Origin of the sequence: Bradyrhizobium oligotrophicum (genome assembly GCF_051168495.1) — a bacterium.
GTDB classification, from domain to species: domain Bacteria; phylum Pseudomonadota; class Alphaproteobacteria; order Rhizobiales; family Xanthobacteraceae; genus Bradyrhizobium; species Bradyrhizobium oligotrophicum_A.
Window position 1 is genome coordinate 18,577 of record NZ_JBNPVB010000001.1, and the last position, 18,456, is coordinate 37,032.

An 18,456-nucleotide genomic window follows, 5' to 3' on the forward strand; every position below is an offset into this window, starting at 1 on the left:
AAGCGGCTGGGCCGGTCCGATTGACGGCCAAGGCCGGTTCGCCCACACAACGTCCGACACCGAGTAACGATCCATGAACCAAGCCGTCGAATCCGCCAATTCCCCCACCTTCCTCGCCATCGGCGCCGGCGAAGCGTCGCGTCCGATCGCCGTCAGGGCGCGCCCGGGCCGGGCGCCCGGCCTGTTCTGGCTCGGCGGCTTCAATTCCGACATGAAGGGCACCAAGGCGGTGGCGCTCGACGCCTGGGCGGCCGAGCGCGGCCGCGCTTGCGTCCGGTTCGACTATTCCGGCCATGGCGAATCCGGCGGGTGCTTCGTTGACGGCACCATCGGCCGCTGGCTGGAGGAGAGCGTCGCCGTCTACCGGCAATTCTGCCGGGGGCCGCAGGTCGTGATCGGCTCCTCGATGGGCGGCTGGATGGCGCTGCTGCTTGCGCGCGAGCTGCTCAAGCAGCCCGCCGAGGCGCCCCTGGCCGGCATGGTCCTGATCGCGCCGGCGCCCGATTTCACCGAGGAGCTGATGTGGAAGGGGTTTTCGCCGGAGATTCGCCAGGAGATCGAGACCAGGGGCGTCTGTATGCGGCCCTCGGAGTATGGCGAGCCCTATCCGATCACCAGGGCGCTGATCGAGGACGGCCGCAACCATCTGCTGCTCGGCGGTGCCGTCAATGTCGGCTGCCCCGTGCGCATCCTGCAGGGCGCCAAGGACCCCGACGTGCCCTGGCAGCATGCGTTCGCGCTGGCGCACCGGCTGCCGGCCGACGACGTGGTGCTGACCATGATCCAGGACGGCGACCACCGGCTGTCGCGGCCGCAGGACATCGCGCGCATCCTGGCCGCGGTCGGCGAGATGGGCTGACCTCAGCCTGGTGTCCGCCACTCCGCCCGGACGCTGGCGTCGGTCTCGGCGGCCAGCGCCGCCGCGGCCCGTCGCGCGAACGCATCTTCGTCGAGCAGCTGCGCCAGCGCCCAGGCGGCCGCCGCCCGTAACAGCGGATGTGCGTCAGCCGCGAGCCGTTCAGCCGCCGGCACCAGCGCCGCATCGCCGGAGTTGCCGATCGCGATCAGCACGTTGCGCAGGAAGCGGTCGCGGCCGATGCGCTTGATGGGCGACTTCGCAAACAGCGCGCGGAACGCGGCATCGTCGAGCGCCGCGAGTTCGGCCAGTGATGGCGCGCGCAGCGCCTCGCGCGCCGCGAGCTTCGCGTCCCGCCCCTCTTGCGCGAACTTGTTCCAGGGGCAGGCGGCGAGGCAGTCGTCGCAGCCATAGATGCGGTTGCCGATGGCTTTGCGGAACTCGCGCGGGATCGGCCCCTTGTTCTCGATCGTCAGATACGAGACGCAGCGCCGCGCATCGAGCTGGTACGGGGCCGGGAACGCCGCCGTCGGGCAGCTGTCGAGACAGGCCCGGCACGAGCCGCAATGATCGCGCTCCGGCGCATCCGCCGGCCAATCGAGCGTCGTGTAGATGGCGCCGAGGAACAGCCAGGAGCCGAAGCCTGATGACACCAGATTGGTGTGCTTGCCTTGCCAGCCGAGCCCGGCGGATTCGGCCAGCGGCTTCTCCATCACGGCGGCGGTATCGACGAACACCTTCACGTCACAGCCGGCCTGCGCGACCAGCCAGCGCGCCAGCGTCTTCAGGTTCTTCTTGATCACGTCGTGATAGTCGTCGCCGCGGGCATAGACCGAGATCGCGGCGCGGCTGCGGTTGCTGAGGATCGCGCGCGGATCCTCGTCGGGGCCGTAATTGACGCCGAGCATGATCACGCTGCGGACCTCGGCCCACAGCGTCCTCGGGTCGGTGCGGCGGGACGGCTCGCGCGCCAGCCAGTCCATGTCGCCGTGCTGGCCGGCTGCGATGAAGCGCTCGAAGGCGGCGGCGCGCTCGGCGTTCACCACCGGCGCGGTGACGCCCAGGCAATCGAAGCCGAGCCGCAGCGCCTCGGCGGCCAATGCCGCCTTCAGGCCGTCGGTCGCGGGCGCGTCACGGCTCAGAAGTCGAGATCCACATAGGTCCGCGACGCCGGCACGCCGGCCAGCCAGTCGCTCAGCAGCGGCCGGAACGACGGCCGCGACTTCACCCGCGCGTACCACGCCTTCGCTGCGTCGTCCTCGATCCATGGCACGTCGCCCAGATAGTCGATCGCCGACAGATGTGCGGCGGCGGCGAGGTCGGCATAGGTCAGGCGGTCGCCCGCCAGGAAATTGCGCCGCTGCGCCAGCCAGCCGATATAGGCGAGATGATAGCGCACATTGGTCTTGGCGGCGCGAATCACGTCGGTCGAGGGCGGCCCGCCGCCATCCTCCTCGTTCATGAAGCGCTTGTAGATGCGCTCGGTGACCAGGAGGTTGGAGGCCTCCTCGAAGAACTTGTCGTTGAACCAGGCCATCAGGCGGCGCACCTCGATGCGCTCGGCCGGCGTTGCCGGCATCAGCCGGCGGTCGCCCATCTCGGGCCCGCAGGTCTCGTCGATGAACTCGGCGATGACGCCGACGCCGGGCACCGCTGGCATGCCTTCGACCGACAGCACCGGCGTCGTTCCCGCCGGATTGAGCACGAGGAACGCCTCGCGGCGTTCCCAGGCGCGTTCCTCCACGAGGCGCAGATCGAGCCCGTATTCGCCGAGCACCAGGCGGACGAAGCGCGAATGCGGGCAGAAGGGGTGGTGGAAGAGCGTATACATGGAGCCTTTCGACGATCGTGCGGCCACTGCGCTTAACGAACGATCAACCATCGGTTCGCACCGAGTCCCGGTCCGGATACCGGCACGGGCAGCCTTGCGATTCGGACCATTAGCGCATGGTCGCCGAAAGTGTAAGCAGTAGGGCAGCGGGCCGGCATGCGGGACGTCACGTTGCGAAAACCGGCGGTCGGTGCGCCGGATCCGCCGTCCTTCGTCATCTCGTCCTGATTCGCGTCGTTCCGATTCGCATGGCCGATCGCGCGCCGGTTCGTTCATCCGCCGTCGCCGGTACCGGCGCTTTTTGCAATTGCGGGCGGCAGCCGAATAGGCGAGAAGGGCGGCGTTTTGCCGGCAATCATGGATCGGATCAATGATGTCAGATTCGCTGCGGGCGGTGCTTCTCGGCATCATCGAGGGCGTCACCGAGTTTCTCCCCGTATCGTCGACCGGCCATCTGCTGCTGGCGGAGCGCTTCTTCGGCCTCGGCGAGGACGGCTTCTGGAAGAGCTTCGCGATCCTGATCCAGCTCGGCGCCATCCTCGCGATCGTCGCGCTGTACTTCTTCAAGCTCACCCGCGTCGCCATCGGCGCGCTGTCGAATCCCGATGATCGCCGCTTCATCATCGGCGTGCTGATCGCGTTCCTGCCGGCGGTCGTCATCGGCCTCATCGCCGGCAAGTACATCAAGGCGCTCCTGTTCGATCCCTGGGTCGTCTGCTTCTCGCTGATCGTCGGCGGCGCCATCCTGCTCTGGGTCGACCAGATCGACTTGAAGCCGCGGGAGCACGACGCGACGCGCTATCCGCTGATGATGTATCTGTGGATCGGCGTCGCGCAGTGCCTCGCGATGATCCCCGGCGTGTCGCGCTCCGGCGCGACCATCGTGGCGGCGATGCTGCTCGGCGGCGACAAGCGTTCGGCCGCGGAGTTCTCCTTCTTCCTGGCGATCCCGACCATGGTCGGCGCCTTCGTCTACGACTTCTACAAGAGCCGCGCCGAGATGACGTCCGATCACCTCGGCCTGATCGCGATCGGCTTCGTCGTCTCCTTCGTCACCGCGATGATCGTGGTGAAGGCCTTCCTCGGCTACGTCACCCGCCACGGCTTCGTGCTGTTCGCCTGGTGGCGCGTCATCGTCGGCACGCTCGGTCTGATCGCGCTGGCGCTGGGGAAGTGATGAGTTAAGCCCCAGAGCTCCATCCACCGTCATTGCGAGCGTCAGCGAAGCAATCCAGTGTGGTGTGCGGGACTCTGGATTGCTTCGTCGCTTCGCTCCTCGCAATGACGATGACCAGCATCCAGGCCTCACGCATTCTTGCGCTGGAACTGTCCGGCCGGACGGAAGCGCCAGAGATATTGCGGGGCGACCGCTTCGAGCGAATCCGGATTGATGCCGAGGCCCTGCAAAGTCAGGCCGGCCGCCTTCGCGGCCTCGGACACGACGTTGTCGTGACGCAGCAGCTCGACCTGGTCCGGCGTCAGCTTCAGCGGGCCCGGCGCGAATTGCAGGAACGCGGCCTTGAGCTTCGCCAGCCCGAACGGCACCGGCAGCAGCGCGCGGTCGCGGTCGGTGATGTCGAGGATGATCTTGAGGATCTCGCGGAAGCTCAGCACCTCCGGTCCGCCGAGCTCATAGGTCGCCCCGGGCTGCGCCTTGCCGTCGACCGCATCGGCGACTGCGGCGGCGACGTCGCCGACATAGACCGGCTGCATCCGGGTCTCGCCGCCGCCGATCAGCGGCAGGAACGGCGAGATGCGGGCAAGGCCGGCGAAGCGGTTGGTGAACTGGTCCTCGGGGCCGAACACCACCGACGGGCGCATGATCACGGCCTCGGGCACGGCGGCGAGCGCGGCGGCCTCGCCGGCGGCCTTGGCGCGGGCGTAGCTCGAGGCCGAATCGGCGTCGGCGCCGATCGCCGAGACGTGCACCAGCCGGGCGCCGGCCGCCGCCGCGGCTTTGGCGATCGTCGCGGCGCCCTCGGCCTGCACGGAATCGAAGGTCTGCGCGCCGCTCTCGGTCAGGATGCCGACCAGGTTGATCGCGACATGGCTGTCGCGCAGCGCCGCCGCGACCGAGTCTGGATAGCGCAGATTGGCCTGCACGGTGTGGATCTGGCCGACCCGGCCGAGCGGCTGCAGATGGCCGGCCAGCTCCGGCCGGCGCACCGCGACCCGGATGCGGTAGTCGCGCTTGGCCAGCGCCCGGACCACGTTGCGCCCGACGAAGCCGGAGCCGCCGAAGACGGTGACGAGGGTGTCCAGATTCGATGCCATGGGGATCATTCCTGGGATAGCCGGGCGGCCGGTCCGCGCCGGAGGAGAGGGCTCTGTCAGCGGCGATTCGCAACCCCGCGGCCCGCCATCTTGCGCCGCTATATAGCCCAACGTCCGCACCGCGGAAAAGTGGGCCGAGTTTTTACGTGCCGAGTGAGAAAAATTGTCATCGAGGGCTTTCAGCGGTTTGACAAGCGCGCGTCCGGTCCGTACACAGCGCCTCCATGCCCAGGTGGCGGAATTGGTAGACGCGCTGGCTTCAGGTGCCAGTGGCTTAACGGCCGTGAAGGTTCGAGTCCTTTCCTGGGCACCACGCTACGCTCTTCGAGCTCCGCGTGGCGCCGCCGAGGTGGTTAACGGCCCGGGGCGGATTTCGCGCCAAGCCCAGACCTGGTTCGCGAAGTCTCTCAGCTTGCCAAATTTTACCGTACCGGTCATTCCTGAGGGAATAGAAGCGCTTCGTAGTCTCGCGCGCCATGCAGGATATGGATGACCTCGATCGCGTCGTCACGCACCCTGTAGAAGATCAGGAAGTTACCGAACGGCCGCCGGCGAATGCCGCGATCCTCATAGCGCGGGACCAGCGGATAGCCTCGCGGAGCGTCGCGCAGCGCATTACATTTGTCCAGTAGCTCTCGCAGAAGCTTGAGAGCACTTGCGGGGCTTTGCGCCGCGACAAACTCGACGATTTGGTCGAGGTCGGCTTCGGCTTCGGCCGTAAGGATGACGATCACGGGTTGTTCGCAGTCCGGGCAATCAGCTTCGCTTCGAGCCGATCAAACACCTCCGCGCTCGATCTCGTTCGACCCGCATCCGCATCGTCGAGCCCGCGTGCAATCGAGGCATCGAGAGCAGCAAGTCTCTGCTCGCGCTCGTGGAGGAGCCGAACTCCCTCGCGCAGGATCTCGTCCTTCGAGCGATATCGACCGGAGGCGACGAGTCCGGCTACGAACTCTTCCAGCACGTCTCCAAGATCGGCACTGATCGCCATGCGGCTCTCCTGATTTCAGTCCATAATTATGTTGGGGGGCAGCGATTTCAACTGGATCTTTGTGGCTGGAGCCCGAGCCGCCTGTTTCGTGACCAGTCGCTTCGGTTACCTTCCCTTTTGTCAAGCTTGCAATTCGAGCGGCCTTCCGCTGCTCATCTGCGCGAGGCGAGCCTCCACGATCTCGCGGCACGTTGTGCGCCCGAGCTGTGCTTCTCGTCTCGCCCTTTACAATCATGAGGGCGCAGGGAAGGCCGGGTGCCGGTCGCACCCATGGCCCGCCAGCGGAAGAAAATGCTGGCGGCAGGAACCACAGGTACGCGCCGGATCATCCGGCCCTCCCTGCGCAATGGCTTTACGGCGTACTTCGCGTTCTCCCTGGTGCGCCGGGCTTTCTGGCCACCATCCCCACGCGAAGCGAAGCCTCGACGTGAGTTGATATCAGCATCGGGATATCAGGACCGCGCGACTTGACCGTGCGTGCATCCTTGTTCGTCCGCGCGGACTGATCCACGCTGCAACGACACACGCCCATCGCATCCCACTGCCAACGTCTCGTGACGGTCGCGACACGCCCCTCATGCGGCAGCAGGGACGCGCGGAAATGTGCAGGTGATTTGCCCGACGGTGCAAGCCCAGATGCTGCGACAGACTGGCACGACGGGCAGTTTGGAGATGGGTGGTATGCGGGATATCGTTTCTGATGCAGAGCGACAATGGACGACTCGTTAGTCCTCGTCCCTAAGAACTGGAAAGACTTGCAGCACTATCGAGATCGCAAGCCGGCGTGGATCAAGCTCCACGGCGCCATCCCAGATGACTTCGAATACTTCCGCTTACCGGTTGCTAGCCAGGCGTTGGCGCCTCTGCTCTGGCTGCTAGCTCATGAAACGAGAGCGGATCGGCGCCGCATATGCACGGCTTCTGAGATTACCTTACCGGTGCACCGCTTCTGAGATTAACTTACCGGACATGCTTTCGCAAAAGGGCCGTCCGTATTTAGCCACTCGCGTCTTAGTTTAAAAACGAGTAGTGTTCAATTTAATGTATTGGAGGGAGATAGGGCGATGAACGCAAGATTTGTCGCGGTAACTGTACTAGCCGGTTTTGTAGTGATGAGCGTTCCCGCGCTCGCTCAATGCCGTTTGGGTTACTACTGTGGGCCGGGCACCAATTCTTACCCGCGGTATTACCCGCAGGGCCGTCCAACGTACATCAGACCATTGCCACCGGTACAACCACGACTTCCATATCTTAATCCTAACGCCGCATTTAGGTACCAAAAGTGCTATCAAAGCGGTCGTTACGTCTCATGTTATCCGTACCCGCCGCCGAACTATCGATATTATTGAGAGCGGGAAGGCCCCCTCGGTTGGTGGCCTCTTTCTTTCGTCGAATGACGACTTGTCGCCCATCAGATCGTTTCGCTGTTGTGCGACTGTGCCGCGTTGAGTGGGGCGCGGACTCGGCAAGCCGCCCGCGCCGGGCGCGCTGAGGTCTACTTCCTAATAAAGCAGATGTGGCGCAGGACGATCAGAGCCAATGGGCCGCAATCATCTCGCCGTAAAGGGAACGTGCAATAGCTGCCAGCGAACGAAGGGGCTCAAGGCTTGCCTGTGCAACGCGTCGAGGCCTTGAGGAACGGCGTAGGATTTGGGTTATCTTTGAAATGAAGAGTTACCATAAGCGGCCACCAAGCACCCGGGGCCTTGCCGGCGGCTGCGCCTGCAGCTGGTTGCGCTCGCCAATGAGCGCGTCCACACGTTTCGGCACCAAGACTGGAGCGGGGGTGCCTTCGCCGCGGCGGACACCCACTTCGAACAGAGCGATGCCGCGCAGCTACTCGGCGTGCGCCTCACCCCTGATACCCAGCCGGCGCAACAGCACCGTCAGCGCGATCGCCGGCAGCATGATCCACAGCGTGAAATCGTCCGGCCGGCGCAAAGGGCCGAGCGTGGCGTGGCGGGCGAGGAAGCTGCCCACGGGAGTCCGGGTCGACAGCACGCTGCGCAGGACGAGCGGGAGGCCGAAGACCAGCGCGAGGACGACGAACGTCGCGGCCAGGGGCCAGCCGCCGGGCAGCCGGTCGACGCCGCGGGTCGTGAGACCATAGAGCAGCAGCAGCCCGACCAGCGTCACGACGCCGCCGCACAGGCCGGAAGCGACGCGAATGAGCAGGTCATCCTGCATCAGCTCGTCTTCGACCTGGTTCAGCAACTGCTTCATGGTTCTCCTCCGATCGCGCCTGGCCGCTGAATGGCTCATGTGACGTCACGCCGGGTGCAGGCAATCCAGCACGGTCCGGATCGCATGCATGGAGCGGGGCTCCCCGATCTCCCCGACATGCAGCGCGATGCGACGATCATCGTACGGCGATGATCGAAAAGCCGGGCCCGAGACCGGCCTCGAACAGCGCGCCGGGCGATGCCGCGGGACGCGTGTCCGCCATGCGACGATCGCGGTGTTGTCGCCCCTTCATTCGTATCTGTCGCCCGGCGCAGGTTCGACGCCGATGGGGGATACGCTTCGAATGCCGGGACCGCAGCGCCGCTCTTGCGATCCGGAATTGCTGGCGGTAGCATTCTCCCACCCGGGTGCAGGCATTTTCATTGTCCCGCCGCGCGTCCGGGCCCATCATCACGCGCTGCCGGCTCATGCGCCAGCTATCGAATATTTCGATCGTCGCTTCGGCGACTGACGGCCGACCCCATTGCCTCGTTCGTCGTCACGGACACACCCCATGCCGTTCACCTCGCCCGTCCCCCGTCCCGGCGCGCCAGCTCCGGCCGCCAGGTCTCGCCGCCCGTCGTTTCTCTTGCTGACTCTCGTCCTGACGGCCGCCGTGGCGGCGCTGCCTGCTGCGGCCGACGAGACCTTCAATTACGACCCGTCCGAGCCGATGCAGTTCTTCAGCGCCGGCGATGGCGGCAATTGCAACGGCTGCTCGTGGGTTGCGGCCGAAGGCACCATCCAGCGCGACACGCCGGAGGTGTTCCGGCGCTTTCTCGCCAAGGGCCGGGCCGCCATCGACATCAGGTTCAACTCGCCGGGCGGCGACCTCACCGCTGCGATGCGACTCGGCGAGATGATCCGCGAGCAGGGGATGCACAGCTCGGTCGGCAAGACCAGCGGGACGCTCGATGCGGACGGCACGTTCATCAACATAGTCGAAGGCGGCTGGGATTCCGGTCATTGTGCGGCCGCCTGCGTGCTGGCGTTCCTCGGCGGCGTCAGGCGGCACGCTGAAGGCGGTGAGCTCGGGCTCCGGCAGCTACTCGATCCCGAGCCGATCAAGGAGCCGAAGGGCAGGCCCGCGAGCGAGTCCGCGACCGAACCCGTCCGCGCGGCCGATCAGGCGATGATGGGACGCCTGATCGACTACGTCCTGCGCATGGACGGCAGTCCGCGACTGCTCGCCGTGGCCGCCTCGACGCGCCACCAGATGCGCTGGCTGACGCGGCAGGAGGTCGTCGATCTCGGCATCGAGATCAGCGACAAATATTCCAGTCCAATGACGGTCGAGCCGTTCGGCATCGGCGGCGCCTATGTCGAGATCCTCAACCGGTCGACCTTCGTGAGCTTCCGTTTGCGCCTGTATTGCCGCGGCGACGCCTCGACCGTGCATCTGACGATGATTCCGAACTGGAAATATGACGGCCAGACGTTCGAGCCGGCGATGCGGGAGATCATGCAGGAGCTCCAGGTGTTCCTGGTCGGCGATCACGGCCGGCGCAGCTTCCCGCTCAAGCTGGTTGCGCTGGAGCCGAGCCCGCTCGGGCCGCAGACGACGGCGCAGATCGTCGGCGCGACGATGACCGACCTGCAAGCGGCCAAGCGGATCGAGATCCTGTATGACGGGATCGGCAACGTGAATGTGGGGATCGCGATGGGGCTGGAGTTCGACCTCGCCGGCGACCGCCGCAAGATCGGCATCGTCGCGCGCTCCTGCGTGAAGTGAGCGTCGTGGCTATGTCCTGACGCTCAGCTCTCGTCCCTGCAAAGCGCGCAACGTTCTGGACTGGCGGGCAGCAGGTTTCGTGCAGCTCATGATGGCCGGTGGTTCTGGATCCCGGATCGGCGCCCGCCGGCGCGGTGCGTCGGTGGGCTTGTCCGGGACGACGGCGGAGGAGGGGGCCGTCGGGTGGGTCTTCTCAGACGCTGATCGCCGGCCTTGGCGGCGATCGCTGGGATCGTCATCCGTTGTCGAGATCGCTATCCCTTGTACCCCATCAGCAGCCGCGGCAGCCACAGCGAGAAGGCGGGGACGTAGGTCACGAACATCAGCGCGGCGATCAGCGCGGCGTAGAACGGCAGGATGGTGCGCATGACCGCGCCGACCGAGATGCCGCCGATGGCGCAGCCGACGAATTGCGTGGTGCCGACCGGCGGGGTGTTGAGGCCGAGCGCGCAGTTGATCAGCATCAGCATGCCGAACTGCACCGGATCCATGCCGGCCTTCATCGCGATCGGCAGAAAAATCGGGGTGCAGATCAGGATGGTCGCCGCCATGTCCATGAACGTGCCGAGCAGGAACAGGATGACGTTGATCAGCAGGAAAATCATCCAGGGCTGCGAGGAGACCTTGTTCATCAGGTCGCCGGCGAAATCAGCGACCTCGTACAGTCCCATCAGGTACTGGAACATCGTGGAGACGCCGATCAGCAGCAGCACGACACCTGTCGTCTTCACCGCTTTGGCCGCGGCCCGCAGGAAGTTCTGCAGGGTCATGGTGCGGTAGATGAAGAACGTCAGCAGGATCGTATAGGTCACCGCGACCGCCGCCGATTCGGTGGCGGTGAAGACGCCGGACAGGATGCCCGCCAGGATGATGCCGACGATCAGGAGCCCGGGCAGCGCCGCTGCGAACGAGCGGGCCACTTCCGACCAGCCAGGAAACTTGCCGGCGGGATAGCCGCGCTTCACGGCGACGGCGTAGGCGGCGACCAGCATGCAGACCATCAGCACCAGCGCCGGCAGCAGGCCCGCGGCGATCAGCGCGCCGATCGACACCTTGCCGCCGGCGGCGAGCGCGTAGATGATCATGTTGTGGCTGGTGGGCATCAGCGCGCCGACCAGCGAGGCATGGGTGGTGACGTTGACGGCGTAGTCGGTGTCGAAGCCTTCCTTCTTCATCATCGGGATCATCACCGCGCCCATCGCGGAGACGTCGGCGACGGGAGAGCCGGAGACGCCGCCGAACAAGGTGCAGGCGACGACGTTCGACATGCCGAGCCCGCCGCGGATGTGGCCGACCAGATTCTTGGCGAGCTGAACGATCTTGTCGGCGACGCCGCCATGGAGCATCAGCTCGCCGCTGAAGACGAAGAACGGGATGGCGAGGAACGAGAAGATGTTCATCCCCGACATCATCTGCTGGAAGATCACCGCAACCGGCAGGCCTTCGTAGAGAATGGTGCAGATCGCCGACAGGCCGATCGCGAACGCAACGGGGACGCCGAGGACCAGGAAGCCGAAGAAGGTGGCGCCGAGAATGATCAGTTCCATGACGGGACGACCTCTTCGCCGCGCAGCAGGGCGATGATGTGCTCGATCGAGAAGGAGACGATCAGGACCCCGGAAGCGATCAGCGGCACGTAGCGGACGACCTCGGGCAGGCCGAGATTGGGGATCTTCACGGTGCCGACCGAGGCGCCGAGGATCCAGCCATTGTAGGCCATCGCAAGCCCGAACAAGGCGACCAGCACGTGGATCAGGAGCTCGATCTTCTCCCGGGTCCGGTCCGGCAGCATCACCAGGAGACTGTCCATGCCGATATGTCCGGCGTCGCGAACGCCGACGGCGGCGCCGATCAGGGTGACGTAGAGGATCAGCACCAGCGCCAGATTCTCGGTCCAGGTCGGGCTGGAGTTGAGCACGTAGCGTCCGAACACCTGGTAGAACACGATGGTGACGATCACGAGCAGGCCGGCGACGGACAGATACATGCCGAGACGGGCGGTGACGGCGTTGATCCGCGACAGCGGGCCGCGCGACGGGCGTCCCTCCGGCTGCTCGTGGTCTGCGACATGTGGGTCCGTCATTCCCGCCCCTCCGTGGCCTGCGTCCGGTGTCGCCGTGCGGCGACGCCGGACTGGTCACTGTCGTTCTTGGTTGGTCGCTCTTACTTCGTGTCCTGGATGCGCTTGACGAGGCCCGAGAGCTTCTCGTCGCCGGCGAACTTCTGGTACACCGGCTTCATCGCGTCGACGAATTCCTGCTTGTTGGCGATGGTCACGACCTGGACGCCGGCGGCCTCGACGGCCTTGCGGGAGACCTGCTCGCGCTCGTCCCACAGCTTGCGCATGACCGGCACCGACTCCTTGGCCGCCTTGCGCACCAGGGCCTGATCCTCCTTGCTCAGGGTGTCCCAGACCTTCTTGGACATCACGAGGACTTCGGGCGCCAGCGAGTGCTCGGTGATGTTGTAGAACTTGGCGGCCTCGAAATGGCGCGAGGATTCGTAGGACGGCCAGTTGTTCTCGGCGGCGTCGACCAGACCGGTCTTGAGCGCGGTGTAGACCTCGCCATAGGGCATCGGCGTCGGGTTGGCGCCGAGGCTCTGGATCATGCCGACCCAGAGGTCGGACTGCTGGACGCGGATCTTGAGGCCCTTGAGGTCGGCGAGCGCCTTGACCGGCGCCTTGACCGTGTAGATCGAGCGCGCGCCGCTGTCATAATAAGCGAGGCCGACCAGGCCCGCCGGCTCCATGGCGGCGAGGATCTCGTCGCCGATCGGCCCGTCGAGGACGGTGCGCATGTGCTGGGTGTCGCGGAACACGAAGGGCAGGCACAGCGCGACGGTCTCGGGCACGAAATTGTTGAGCGGCGAGGAGTTGATCCGCATCATGTCGAGCGCGCCGATCTTGAGCTGCTCGATCGTGTCCTTCTCGGAGCCCAGCGCCCCGTTCGGAAACACCTTGACGCCGAGCTTGCCGCCGCTCGCAGCAGCCAGCTGCTTGCCCATGAACTTGACGGCTTCGACGGTCGGATAATCGGCGGGGTGCACGTCGGCGGAGCGGAAATCGCGCGCGGTCGCCAAGGGCGACGAGATCGCGAGCACGGCGGCCGCGATGATGCCTGTCAGTGTGTTCATCTGGGCTTCCTCCTGATTTGTTATGTCGTCGTTGGGCAGATGCTGCGGGCCGCCTCTTGGGTCGCTCCACTCCAGATGCGAAGTCAAGCGCCAATCCGTGCGTAGGGCGGGCGGCATGCGCTGTCCAAGCCAAAGGCGACATTGATCGATGCTAGAGTTGCATCGATTCAGGGGATGCGATTTGCTGCGATGCAAACAGAGGCCGGCCGCCCTCACCGGCACCATGAGGTGGCGATGAGAGGCCTCGCAAGATGTTCGAGACATCGGACAGTCGGGAAGTACAAATCCCGCGGAAGTTGATCGATATATCGGCTCGCTTGAAATGACGTGCCGATGAGGCTCTCGGCGCTGACCGCCGCCAGATCGGCATCGTCGCGTGGGCGTATGTGATGTCGCCAGCTAACGGCGCACCGCGCCGCTCTTGCGCTGTCGCGCCAACACGAGAAACTCGGCCTTGATGCGGGCGAACAGCCCTGGCGGGATGAAGCCGTAGCTGAATGTTGCGGGCTTGCCCGGAATCGGCGTCACTCCGGCATTTGGCCATTCATCGACGTTGTATTCGGAAACGATGACCCAGCTTGGGGCATCGTCGAGCCCGATCGCCTGCTTGACCTTGGACGGAATTTCGACACCGACCGTCGTGTCGTCCGGGGGCGTGTGTGTGATCGGAAGCAGCACGACGTAGCGGGGCGTCGTCAGGCTGTCGGTCGCGGCGACAAGGCAGGTGGGGCGGTCCTTGCCCTGGTGGCGTCCTTGAGCTGCCTCGCGCGACCAGAGATAATCGTAGCGCACGACGAGGCCCGGCTTAGGCTCGGGGAATGCCATGCGACGATGTCACTTGAGCAAGTCGTCAAGCGACGCGTGTTCCGGGTCCATCTCGGACCGCTCGACCGCATTGATGACCACGGCTGCGGCGTCCTTCGTCCGGCGGCTGCGTTGAGCCGCGGCAACCAGCCAGTCATAGTGCTCTGCCGACATCAGGACGAACTCGCGCCGGCCATGTCGCGTGATTTCGACCGGTTCCCGTTGCGCCTGATGCTGGAATTCACCGAACTTGCGCTGGAATTCGAGGGCCGAGGTTTGGACCATGAGCAGGACCTCCTGAGGGTGTCCAGATTATACGTATAATGCGTAAATGATCAATCTCCCGTTTCCGCCAGCTCGTTCTACTTCCCGTGTCGACGGGCCCTCGGACCGGCCGGCGACACAATGGCCGCCCGCGCGGAATGAAGCGCGCAAGCCGCGCGGCCGTCGGCGTGGCTCTCAGGTCGGGGCACCGACCAATAGCAATCGATCGGCTTCGCGCCGGCTATCGGCGGAGGCGTTGCGAGGTTGCGCACCTATGGCACGTTCGGGACAGATCTGACGGATGCCACCCGCGCGTCGGTCTGAGGACTGGCCACGACGTGTCGTCTTTGCGGGCGGCGTTCATGGAAACGCGTCGTATCGCTGCTCGGCATCATAGTGATGAAGCAATAGGTAGTCGTCCCAGCCCGATTGACCCTGACAGGTGACGATCGACGAAGCAGACAAGAGTTGCCCGAGCGCGCCCGCTCCATAGAGTCGTTCACTCAGGAGATGCCAGAGAAACTTTGGACAGCCGGTCTCGAACGCCAGATTGAGATAGGCATGTTGGTCGAATCCGTCGTTGTGCCAGAAGCGACTTATCAGCCGGTTTTCGACCGACAGCCGCTCGCATTCCGAAATCAATGCGGGAATATCGAGCTCGGGCGATCGATGTGGATAGACCTGGAGACAAAGCTCCGTCATCGGGGTGCTTCTCCCTTGCGGTTTCGCAGATCGCCCCAGGCCTGCTCCGGATCATCGTCGCAGTATTCGCTGGTGTCGATCGAGCAGACGACCCTGCCCCGCATTTCCAGCGACGGGGACCTCATCGCCGCGCTTTGTGTGAGCTGGCCGTCAGGGGTGCGCAGCTGGTTTGTTCTTTCTTTGTGAGCCGTCTGAGTCGTCGCTGCGATAGGGATAAACGGTGATGCCGATGTCCGCGCCGAGCCTGGCGATCCGCAGCAGCAGGTAGGCGGGGATCGTGGTGTCGAGTGCGGGGAATTCGCAGCCGCCCTCGAAGCCGTAGGAGAAGGTGCGTGACGTGCAGCCGTTCCAGAGCTCGGTTGCGGCCGAGGGAATTGACTCGACCAAGGTCAGGACGCGCTGCGTGCATGTGATCGGATCGGGCGCCTCCGTGCCATTGGTCTCCAGCACCAGCAGAAACTCCTGCTCGTGTTGCTGATGATGCAGCACATAGATGCTTTGATCGAGATGCGCGATCAGCGGGGTGAAGTCGGCAGGCGATCTCAGGACAAGATCGAGATTGAGGAAGCGAGACAAGGCGGCCATGCGCGTTCACGTGGGTCGCGGCGCAGCCGTCGCGCAGCGTGGTTTGCGGATGATCATCAGCGAAGCCCCCAGACGGCGTCGAGTTCGTCGAACAGCTGTTGCTCGACCGGGCCTGCTGCCGCGCCGAGCATCGCGCGCACGCCTTTCAGATAACAGCGAATCGTGTCCCGCTGCGTTTCCGAGAAGCCTTCCCAGAACGTCACCCAGTCCCGACGATCGGTGCGGCGCTTTCGCCCAGCCGGCAGCAGGAGTTCGAGCGCCCAATCGACGTAGCCGGTGTCGTGCAGCACGCCGACGAGCAGCGATGGCAGGGAGTAGCGGAGCGCATCGGGATGCAGATAGGACGAGACGGACAGTGGCGGGCCGATCATCTGCCAGTCGTGGAGCGTGACGTCGACCCAGCGTCGCTGCGCCAGCCGTTGGGCGAGCTCATCGGGGATGTCTCCGGCGGGCTGGCCGGCGCCGCGCCAGAACGTCGTGGGCAGCGGCTCGGCCGGAAAGCTGGCCCGCAGTAGCGCGGACAGCTCCGCGATGGTGGTCTCTGGCGCCGGCTGCTGTGTCATGGGCTGCGAAAAGGCTTCGAATTCATCCTGCTTGAAAAGCGTACACCCGGCCGATACACAACATCATACCAGACAGCCGAAAATCTGAGCCATTCTGGTGCTTCGGACCGGCTCTCGACGCGACGCCGATTGTGCATTTGCCAAATCGTTACCATTTCGGGCGTAATGCGCGCGGCGCTCGCGTCCCGCGCCGCCGATTCCGATTTCGACCAGGATCTTGAAACAGATGACCGTCCGCCTGCACCGTGGCGACCTGCCCGATCTGTCCCGCTACACGACCTCGGTCGCGATCGACACCGAGACCATGGGGCTCAATCCGCACCGCGACCGGCTGTGCGTGGTGCAGCTGTCGCCCGGCGACGGCTCGGCCGACGTGGTGCAGATTCCGAAGGGGCACACCGATGCGCCGAATTTGAAGGCGCTGCTCGGCAATCCCGACGTCACCAAGATCTTCCACTTCGCGCGCTTCGACGTCGCGACGCTGTATCATACGTTCGGCGTGATGCCGCAGCCGGTGTACTGCACCAAGATCGCCTCGCGGCTGGCGCGCACCTACACCGACCGTCACGGCCTGAAGGACCTGGTGCGCGAGCTGCTTAATGTCGATCTCTCCAAGCAGCAGCAATCGAGCGACTGGGGCGCCGATGCGCTCACCGAGCCGCAGCTCGCCTACGCCGCCTCCGACGTGCTGCATCTGCATGCGCTGCGCGACAAGCTCGACGTGATGCTGGCGCGCGAAGGGCGGCTTTCGCTGGCTCAGGCCTGTTTCGCGTTCCTCCCGCACCGGGCGAGCCTCGATCTGGGCGGATTCGAGGCGGAGGACATCTTTGCGCATTCGTGACGCGGGCTACTCCCGGGCCGTTCACGATCATTAACCTCTCTTAATGATCGCCGAGCCACTGCGTCGCGATTTCGCGCCAGTTCCAGGCTGCAATGGCCGGCGCGCCCATGGTAGGATGGGCGATGTCCGCGAGCTGTCTCGCCTTTCGTCCGGTGTGTCGGAGCCCTGGTGAACTCGGTCCACAACGCAGCCTATGATGCCGGCATGGAGGCGCGCTTCAGGGTGGCGGCGCGCCACAGCCGCTTCGTGCGCACGTTGCGGATCGCCGTGCCCGCCGTGGTCGGCGTGGCGATGGCCATCATTCTCTACGTCGCCTTCTTCAACGATTTCCGCGTCGCCGTCGACACCGGCAACCTGACCGGCAACCTCGTCATCTCCGGCCGCAAGATCACGATGGAGACGCCGCACCTCACCGGTTTTACGCCGGACCAGCGGCCATATGATCTCGTCGCCAAGAGCGCGGTGCAGGACCTCACCGATCCCGATCACGTCGAGCTCAACATTCTCCGCGCCAAGGTGCTGATGGAGGATCAGTCGATCGTGACGTTGAACGCCAAGACCGGCGTGTTCGACACCAAGCAGCAGCAGCTCGAGCTGACCAAGGACATCGTGTTGACGACCTCGACCGGCTACGAGGCGCGGCTGAGCCGGGCCTCGGTCGACATGGCCAAGGGCACCGTCAGCTCGGACGAGCGCGTCGACGTCAAACTCACCAACGGCACGCTGTCGGCGGACCACCTGCGCATCACCGACAATGGCGAGGTGGTGCGCTTCGAAGGCAACGTGGTGATGAATCTCGACAACGTGAATGCCGCGCCGGCCACGACGGCGAGCGCCGATCCGGGGCGGACGGCCCGCAACCAGAAGTGAGCTCATGACGACGTCTCGTTCCATTCGCGCAGCGATTCGAGGTGCCGGCTTCGCCGCACTGACGATGATGATGCTGGCCGGTCCGCTGCAGGCGCAGTCCACGATGACTGGGGGACAAAATGCGCTGCAGGGCTTCTCCCAGAACCGCGACCAGCCGATCCAGATCGAGGCCGCCGCGCTGGAGATGCGCGACAAGAAGAAGGAGGCGACCTTCAGCGGCAACGTCAAGGTCGTACAGGGCGATACCACCATGACGTCGAAAACGCTGGTGGTGTTCTATGACGGCGGCGCCCAGGGCGGTGGTCAAGGCGGTGGTCAAGGCGGGTCGAAGGCGGCCAAGGCCGCGCCGGCGCAAGCCGCGGCGCCGGGCCCGGACGGCAGCTCGGCGATCCGGCGGCTGGAGGCGCGCGGCGACGTCAAGGTGACCCAGAAGGACCAGGTCGTGACCGGCGACGTCGCCGTCTACGACACCAAGACCAACATGATCACGATGCAGGGCGGGGTCGTGTTGACCCAGTGCAAGAACGTGATGCGCGGCGACCGCCTGACCGTGGACATGACGACCGGCGTGTCGCGGGTCGAATCCGACGGCAGAGGGGTGCAGGTGCTGCTGCCGCAGGCCGGATCAGGGTCCGGGACGGGCGGCTGTGCTTCGTCGCCGGCCTCGGCGTCCGGCTCGCCACCCGCGATCGGCGCGCCGCTGTCGCTGGGCGCAAACAAACAGAAGTGACTTCAATTATTTAGCAAAAGCCCGACGGCTCCAGTTGAACCGCGTCGCTGCTGTC

The 18,456-nt window shown here is 65.2% G+C and carries 20 protein-coding genes and 1 tRNA gene; 7 read left to right on the plus strand and 14 right to left on the minus strand.

The annotated features are described in order from the left end of the window. The first annotated feature begins 73 nt into the window (after positions 1-73). Complete coding sequence (locus ACQR1B_RS00085; RefSeq protein ID WP_434832876.1) at positions 74-859, plus strand: alpha/beta hydrolase; 786 nt, start codon at positions 74-76, stop codon at positions 857-859. A 2-nt stretch (positions 860-861) separates the two neighbouring features. Here the strand turns inward: ACQR1B_RS00085 and queG are convergent, their stop codons facing one another. Together queG and ACQR1B_RS00095 are read right to left on the minus strand one after the other, a co-directional pair. Continuing rightward, on the minus strand, positions 862-2,046 hold the full coding sequence (gene queG, locus ACQR1B_RS00090; protein WP_434832901.1) for a tRNA epoxyqueuosine(34) reductase QueG: 1,185 nt from the start codon (positions 2,044-2,046) through the stop codon (positions 862-864). After that, positions 1,995-2,687 carry a glutathione S-transferase family protein gene (locus ACQR1B_RS00095; RefSeq protein ID WP_434832875.1) on the minus strand — a complete coding sequence of 231 codons (693 nt, stop codon included), beginning with the start codon at positions 2,685-2,687 and terminating at the stop codon, positions 1,995-1,997. The genes queG and ACQR1B_RS00095 overlap by 52 nt, the downstream gene beginning before the upstream one ends. A gap of 370 nt (positions 2,688-3,057) precedes the next feature. Between ACQR1B_RS00095 and ACQR1B_RS00100 the strand changes: the two genes are divergently transcribed. Next, positions 3,058-3,864 carry an undecaprenyl-diphosphate phosphatase gene (locus ACQR1B_RS00100; RefSeq protein ID WP_434832874.1) on the plus strand — a complete coding sequence of 269 codons (807 nt, stop codon included), beginning with the start codon at positions 3,058-3,060 and terminating at the stop codon, positions 3,862-3,864. A gap of 128 nt (positions 3,865-3,992) precedes the next feature. On the opposite strand, the gene ACQR1B_RS00105 is transcribed toward ACQR1B_RS00100, so the two are convergent. Further along, on the minus strand, positions 3,993-4,961 hold the full coding sequence (locus ACQR1B_RS00105; protein WP_434832873.1) for a complex I NDUFA9 subunit family protein: 969 nt from the start codon (positions 4,959-4,961) through the stop codon (positions 3,993-3,995). A 226-nt stretch (positions 4,962-5,187) separates the two neighbouring features. On the opposite strand from ACQR1B_RS00105, the gene ACQR1B_RS00110 reads away from it, so the two are divergent. Beyond that, a tRNA-Leu gene (locus ACQR1B_RS00110) sits at positions 5,188-5,274 on the plus strand. 121 nt (positions 5,275-5,395) lie between these two features. Here ACQR1B_RS00110 and ACQR1B_RS00115 read toward each other — a convergent pair. The 3 genes from ACQR1B_RS00115 to ACQR1B_RS00125 all read right to left on the minus strand — a co-directional run bounded on the left by ACQR1B_RS00115 (position 5,396) and on the right by ACQR1B_RS00125 (position 8,175). Beyond that, positions 5,396-5,695, minus strand: a complete 300-nt coding sequence (locus tag ACQR1B_RS00115) for a type II toxin-antitoxin system RelE/ParE family toxin (protein ID WP_434832872.1) — start codon at positions 5,693-5,695, stop codon at positions 5,396-5,398. After that, positions 5,692-5,952: a type II toxin-antitoxin system ParD family antitoxin gene (locus ACQR1B_RS00120; protein WP_434832871.1), complete on the minus strand. Its 261-nt coding sequence runs from the start codon at positions 5,950-5,952 to the stop codon at positions 5,692-5,694. Before ACQR1B_RS00120 ends, ACQR1B_RS00115 begins: the two co-directional genes overlap by 4 nt. Before the next feature lie 1,836 nt (positions 5,953-7,788). After that, positions 7,789-8,175, minus strand: coding sequence for a hypothetical protein (locus tag ACQR1B_RS00125; protein ID WP_434832870.1), 387 nt, complete (start codon positions 8,173-8,175; stop codon positions 7,789-7,791). A 589-nt stretch (positions 8,176-8,764) separates the two neighbouring features. Between ACQR1B_RS00125 and ACQR1B_RS00130 the strand changes: the two genes are divergently transcribed. After that, positions 8,765-9,907 (plus strand): hypothetical protein, encoded by a 1,143-nt coding sequence (locus ACQR1B_RS00130; RefSeq protein ID WP_434832869.1) that lies wholly within the window; start codon positions 8,765-8,767, stop codon positions 9,905-9,907. A 254-nt stretch (positions 9,908-10,161) separates the two neighbouring features. On the opposite strand, the gene ACQR1B_RS00135 is transcribed toward ACQR1B_RS00130, so the two are convergent. The 8 genes from ACQR1B_RS00135 to ACQR1B_RS00170 form a co-directional block, all read right to left on the minus strand. Continuing rightward, positions 10,162-11,454, minus strand: coding sequence for a TRAP transporter large permease (locus ACQR1B_RS00135; protein WP_434832868.1), 1,293 nt, complete (start codon positions 11,452-11,454; stop codon positions 10,162-10,164). Next, positions 11,445-11,990, minus strand: coding sequence for a TRAP transporter small permease (locus ACQR1B_RS00140; protein ID WP_434832867.1), 546 nt, complete (start codon positions 11,988-11,990; stop codon positions 11,445-11,447). Before ACQR1B_RS00140 ends, ACQR1B_RS00135 begins: the two co-directional genes overlap by 10 nt. An 80-nt stretch (positions 11,991-12,070) precedes the next feature. Continuing rightward, complete coding sequence (locus tag ACQR1B_RS00145) at positions 12,071-13,042, minus strand: TRAP transporter substrate-binding protein (protein WP_434832866.1); 972 nt, start codon at positions 13,040-13,042, stop codon at positions 12,071-12,073. A 399-nt stretch (positions 13,043-13,441) separates the two neighbouring features. After that, positions 13,442-13,867 (minus strand): hypothetical protein, encoded by a 426-nt coding sequence (locus ACQR1B_RS00150; RefSeq protein WP_434832865.1) that lies wholly within the window; start codon positions 13,865-13,867, stop codon positions 13,442-13,444. Between the two features lie 9 nt (positions 13,868-13,876). Beyond that, complete coding sequence (locus tag ACQR1B_RS00155; RefSeq protein ID WP_434832864.1) at positions 13,877-14,131, minus strand: type II toxin-antitoxin system prevent-host-death family antitoxin; 255 nt, start codon at positions 14,129-14,131, stop codon at positions 13,877-13,879. Positions 14,132-14,470: 339 nt separating this feature from the next. Then, complete coding sequence (locus tag ACQR1B_RS00160) at positions 14,471-14,812, minus strand: hypothetical protein (RefSeq protein ID WP_434832863.1); 342 nt, start codon at positions 14,810-14,812, stop codon at positions 14,471-14,473. A 150-nt stretch (positions 14,813-14,962) separates the two neighbouring features. Further along, positions 14,963-15,397, minus strand: a complete 435-nt coding sequence (locus tag ACQR1B_RS00165) for a hypothetical protein (protein WP_434832862.1) — start codon at positions 15,395-15,397, stop codon at positions 14,963-14,965. Between the two features lie 56 nt (positions 15,398-15,453). Further along, positions 15,454-15,960, minus strand: a complete 507-nt coding sequence (locus tag ACQR1B_RS00170; protein WP_434832861.1) for a hypothetical protein — start codon at positions 15,958-15,960, stop codon at positions 15,454-15,456. Between the two features lie 226 nt (positions 15,961-16,186). Here ACQR1B_RS00170 and ACQR1B_RS00175 point away from each other — a divergent pair, with 226 nt between their 5' ends. From ACQR1B_RS00175 to ACQR1B_RS00185, 3 genes are all read left to right on the plus strand, one after another. Further along, a complete protein-coding gene (locus ACQR1B_RS00175) occupies positions 16,187-16,801 on the plus strand; it encodes a ribonuclease D (RefSeq protein WP_434832860.1) in 615 nt (204 codons plus the stop codon). 168 nt (positions 16,802-16,969) lie between these two features. Then, a complete protein-coding gene (lptC, locus tag ACQR1B_RS00180; protein ID WP_434832859.1) occupies positions 16,970-17,671 on the plus strand; it encodes an LPS export ABC transporter periplasmic protein LptC in 702 nt (233 codons plus the stop codon). Positions 17,672-17,675: 4 nt separating this feature from the next. After that, positions 17,676-18,401, plus strand: a complete 726-nt coding sequence (locus ACQR1B_RS00185; protein ID WP_434832858.1) for an LptA/OstA family protein — start codon at positions 17,676-17,678, stop codon at positions 18,399-18,401. Positions 18,402-18,456 lie beyond the last annotated feature (55 nt).

What these genes read in the sequence shown, in the direction of transcription:
- ACQR1B_RS00175 (WP_434832860.1), top strand. Translation starts at nt 16,187, where the DNA reads ATGACCGTCCGCCTGCACCGTGGCGACCTGCCCGATCTGTCCCGCTAC.
- ACQR1B_RS00140 (WP_434832867.1), bottom strand. Translation starts at nt 11,990, where the DNA reads ATGACGGACCCACATGTCGCAGACCACGAGCAGCCGGAGGGACGCCCG.
- ACQR1B_RS00165 (WP_434832862.1), bottom strand. Translation starts at nt 15,397, where the DNA reads ATGGCCGCCTTGTCTCGCTTCCTCAATCTCGATCTTGTCCTGAGATCG.
- ACQR1B_RS00120 (WP_434832871.1), bottom strand. Translation starts at nt 5,952, where the DNA reads ATGGCGATCAGTGCCGATCTTGGAGACGTGCTGGAAGAGTTCGTAGCC.
- ACQR1B_RS00085 (WP_434832876.1), top strand. Translation starts at nt 74, where the DNA reads ATGAACCAAGCCGTCGAATCCGCCAATTCCCCCACCTTCCTCGCCATC.
- ACQR1B_RS00145 (WP_434832866.1), bottom strand. Translation starts at nt 13,042, where the DNA reads ATGAACACACTGACAGGCATCATCGCGGCCGCCGTGCTCGCGATCTCG.
- ACQR1B_RS00185 (WP_434832858.1), top strand. Translation starts at nt 17,676, where the DNA reads ATGACGACGTCTCGTTCCATTCGCGCAGCGATTCGAGGTGCCGGCTTC.
- ACQR1B_RS00125 (WP_434832870.1), bottom strand. Translation starts at nt 8,175, where the DNA reads ATGAAGCAGTTGCTGAACCAGGTCGAAGACGAGCTGATGCAGGATGAC.
- ACQR1B_RS00150 (WP_434832865.1), bottom strand. Translation starts at nt 13,867, where the DNA reads ATGGCATTCCCCGAGCCTAAGCCGGGCCTCGTCGTGCGCTACGATTAT.
- ACQR1B_RS00105 (WP_434832873.1), bottom strand. Translation starts at nt 4,961, where the DNA reads ATGGCATCGAATCTGGACACCCTCGTCACCGTCTTCGGCGGCTCCGGC.
- ACQR1B_RS00160 (WP_434832863.1), bottom strand. Translation starts at nt 14,812, where the DNA reads ATGACGGAGCTTTGTCTCCAGGTCTATCCACATCGATCGCCCGAGCTC.
- ACQR1B_RS00100 (WP_434832874.1), top strand. Translation starts at nt 3,058, where the DNA reads ATGATGTCAGATTCGCTGCGGGCGGTGCTTCTCGGCATCATCGAGGGC.
- ACQR1B_RS00155 (WP_434832864.1), bottom strand. Translation starts at nt 14,131, where the DNA reads ATGGTCCAAACCTCGGCCCTCGAATTCCAGCGCAAGTTCGGTGAATTC.
- ACQR1B_RS00170 (WP_434832861.1), bottom strand. Translation starts at nt 15,960, where the DNA reads ATGACACAGCAGCCGGCGCCAGAGACCACCATCGCGGAGCTGTCCGCG.
- ACQR1B_RS00135 (WP_434832868.1), bottom strand. Translation starts at nt 11,454, where the DNA reads ATGGAACTGATCATTCTCGGCGCCACCTTCTTCGGCTTCCTGGTCCTC.
- ACQR1B_RS00095 (WP_434832875.1), bottom strand. Translation starts at nt 2,687, where the DNA reads ATGTATACGCTCTTCCACCACCCCTTCTGCCCGCATTCGCGCTTCGTC.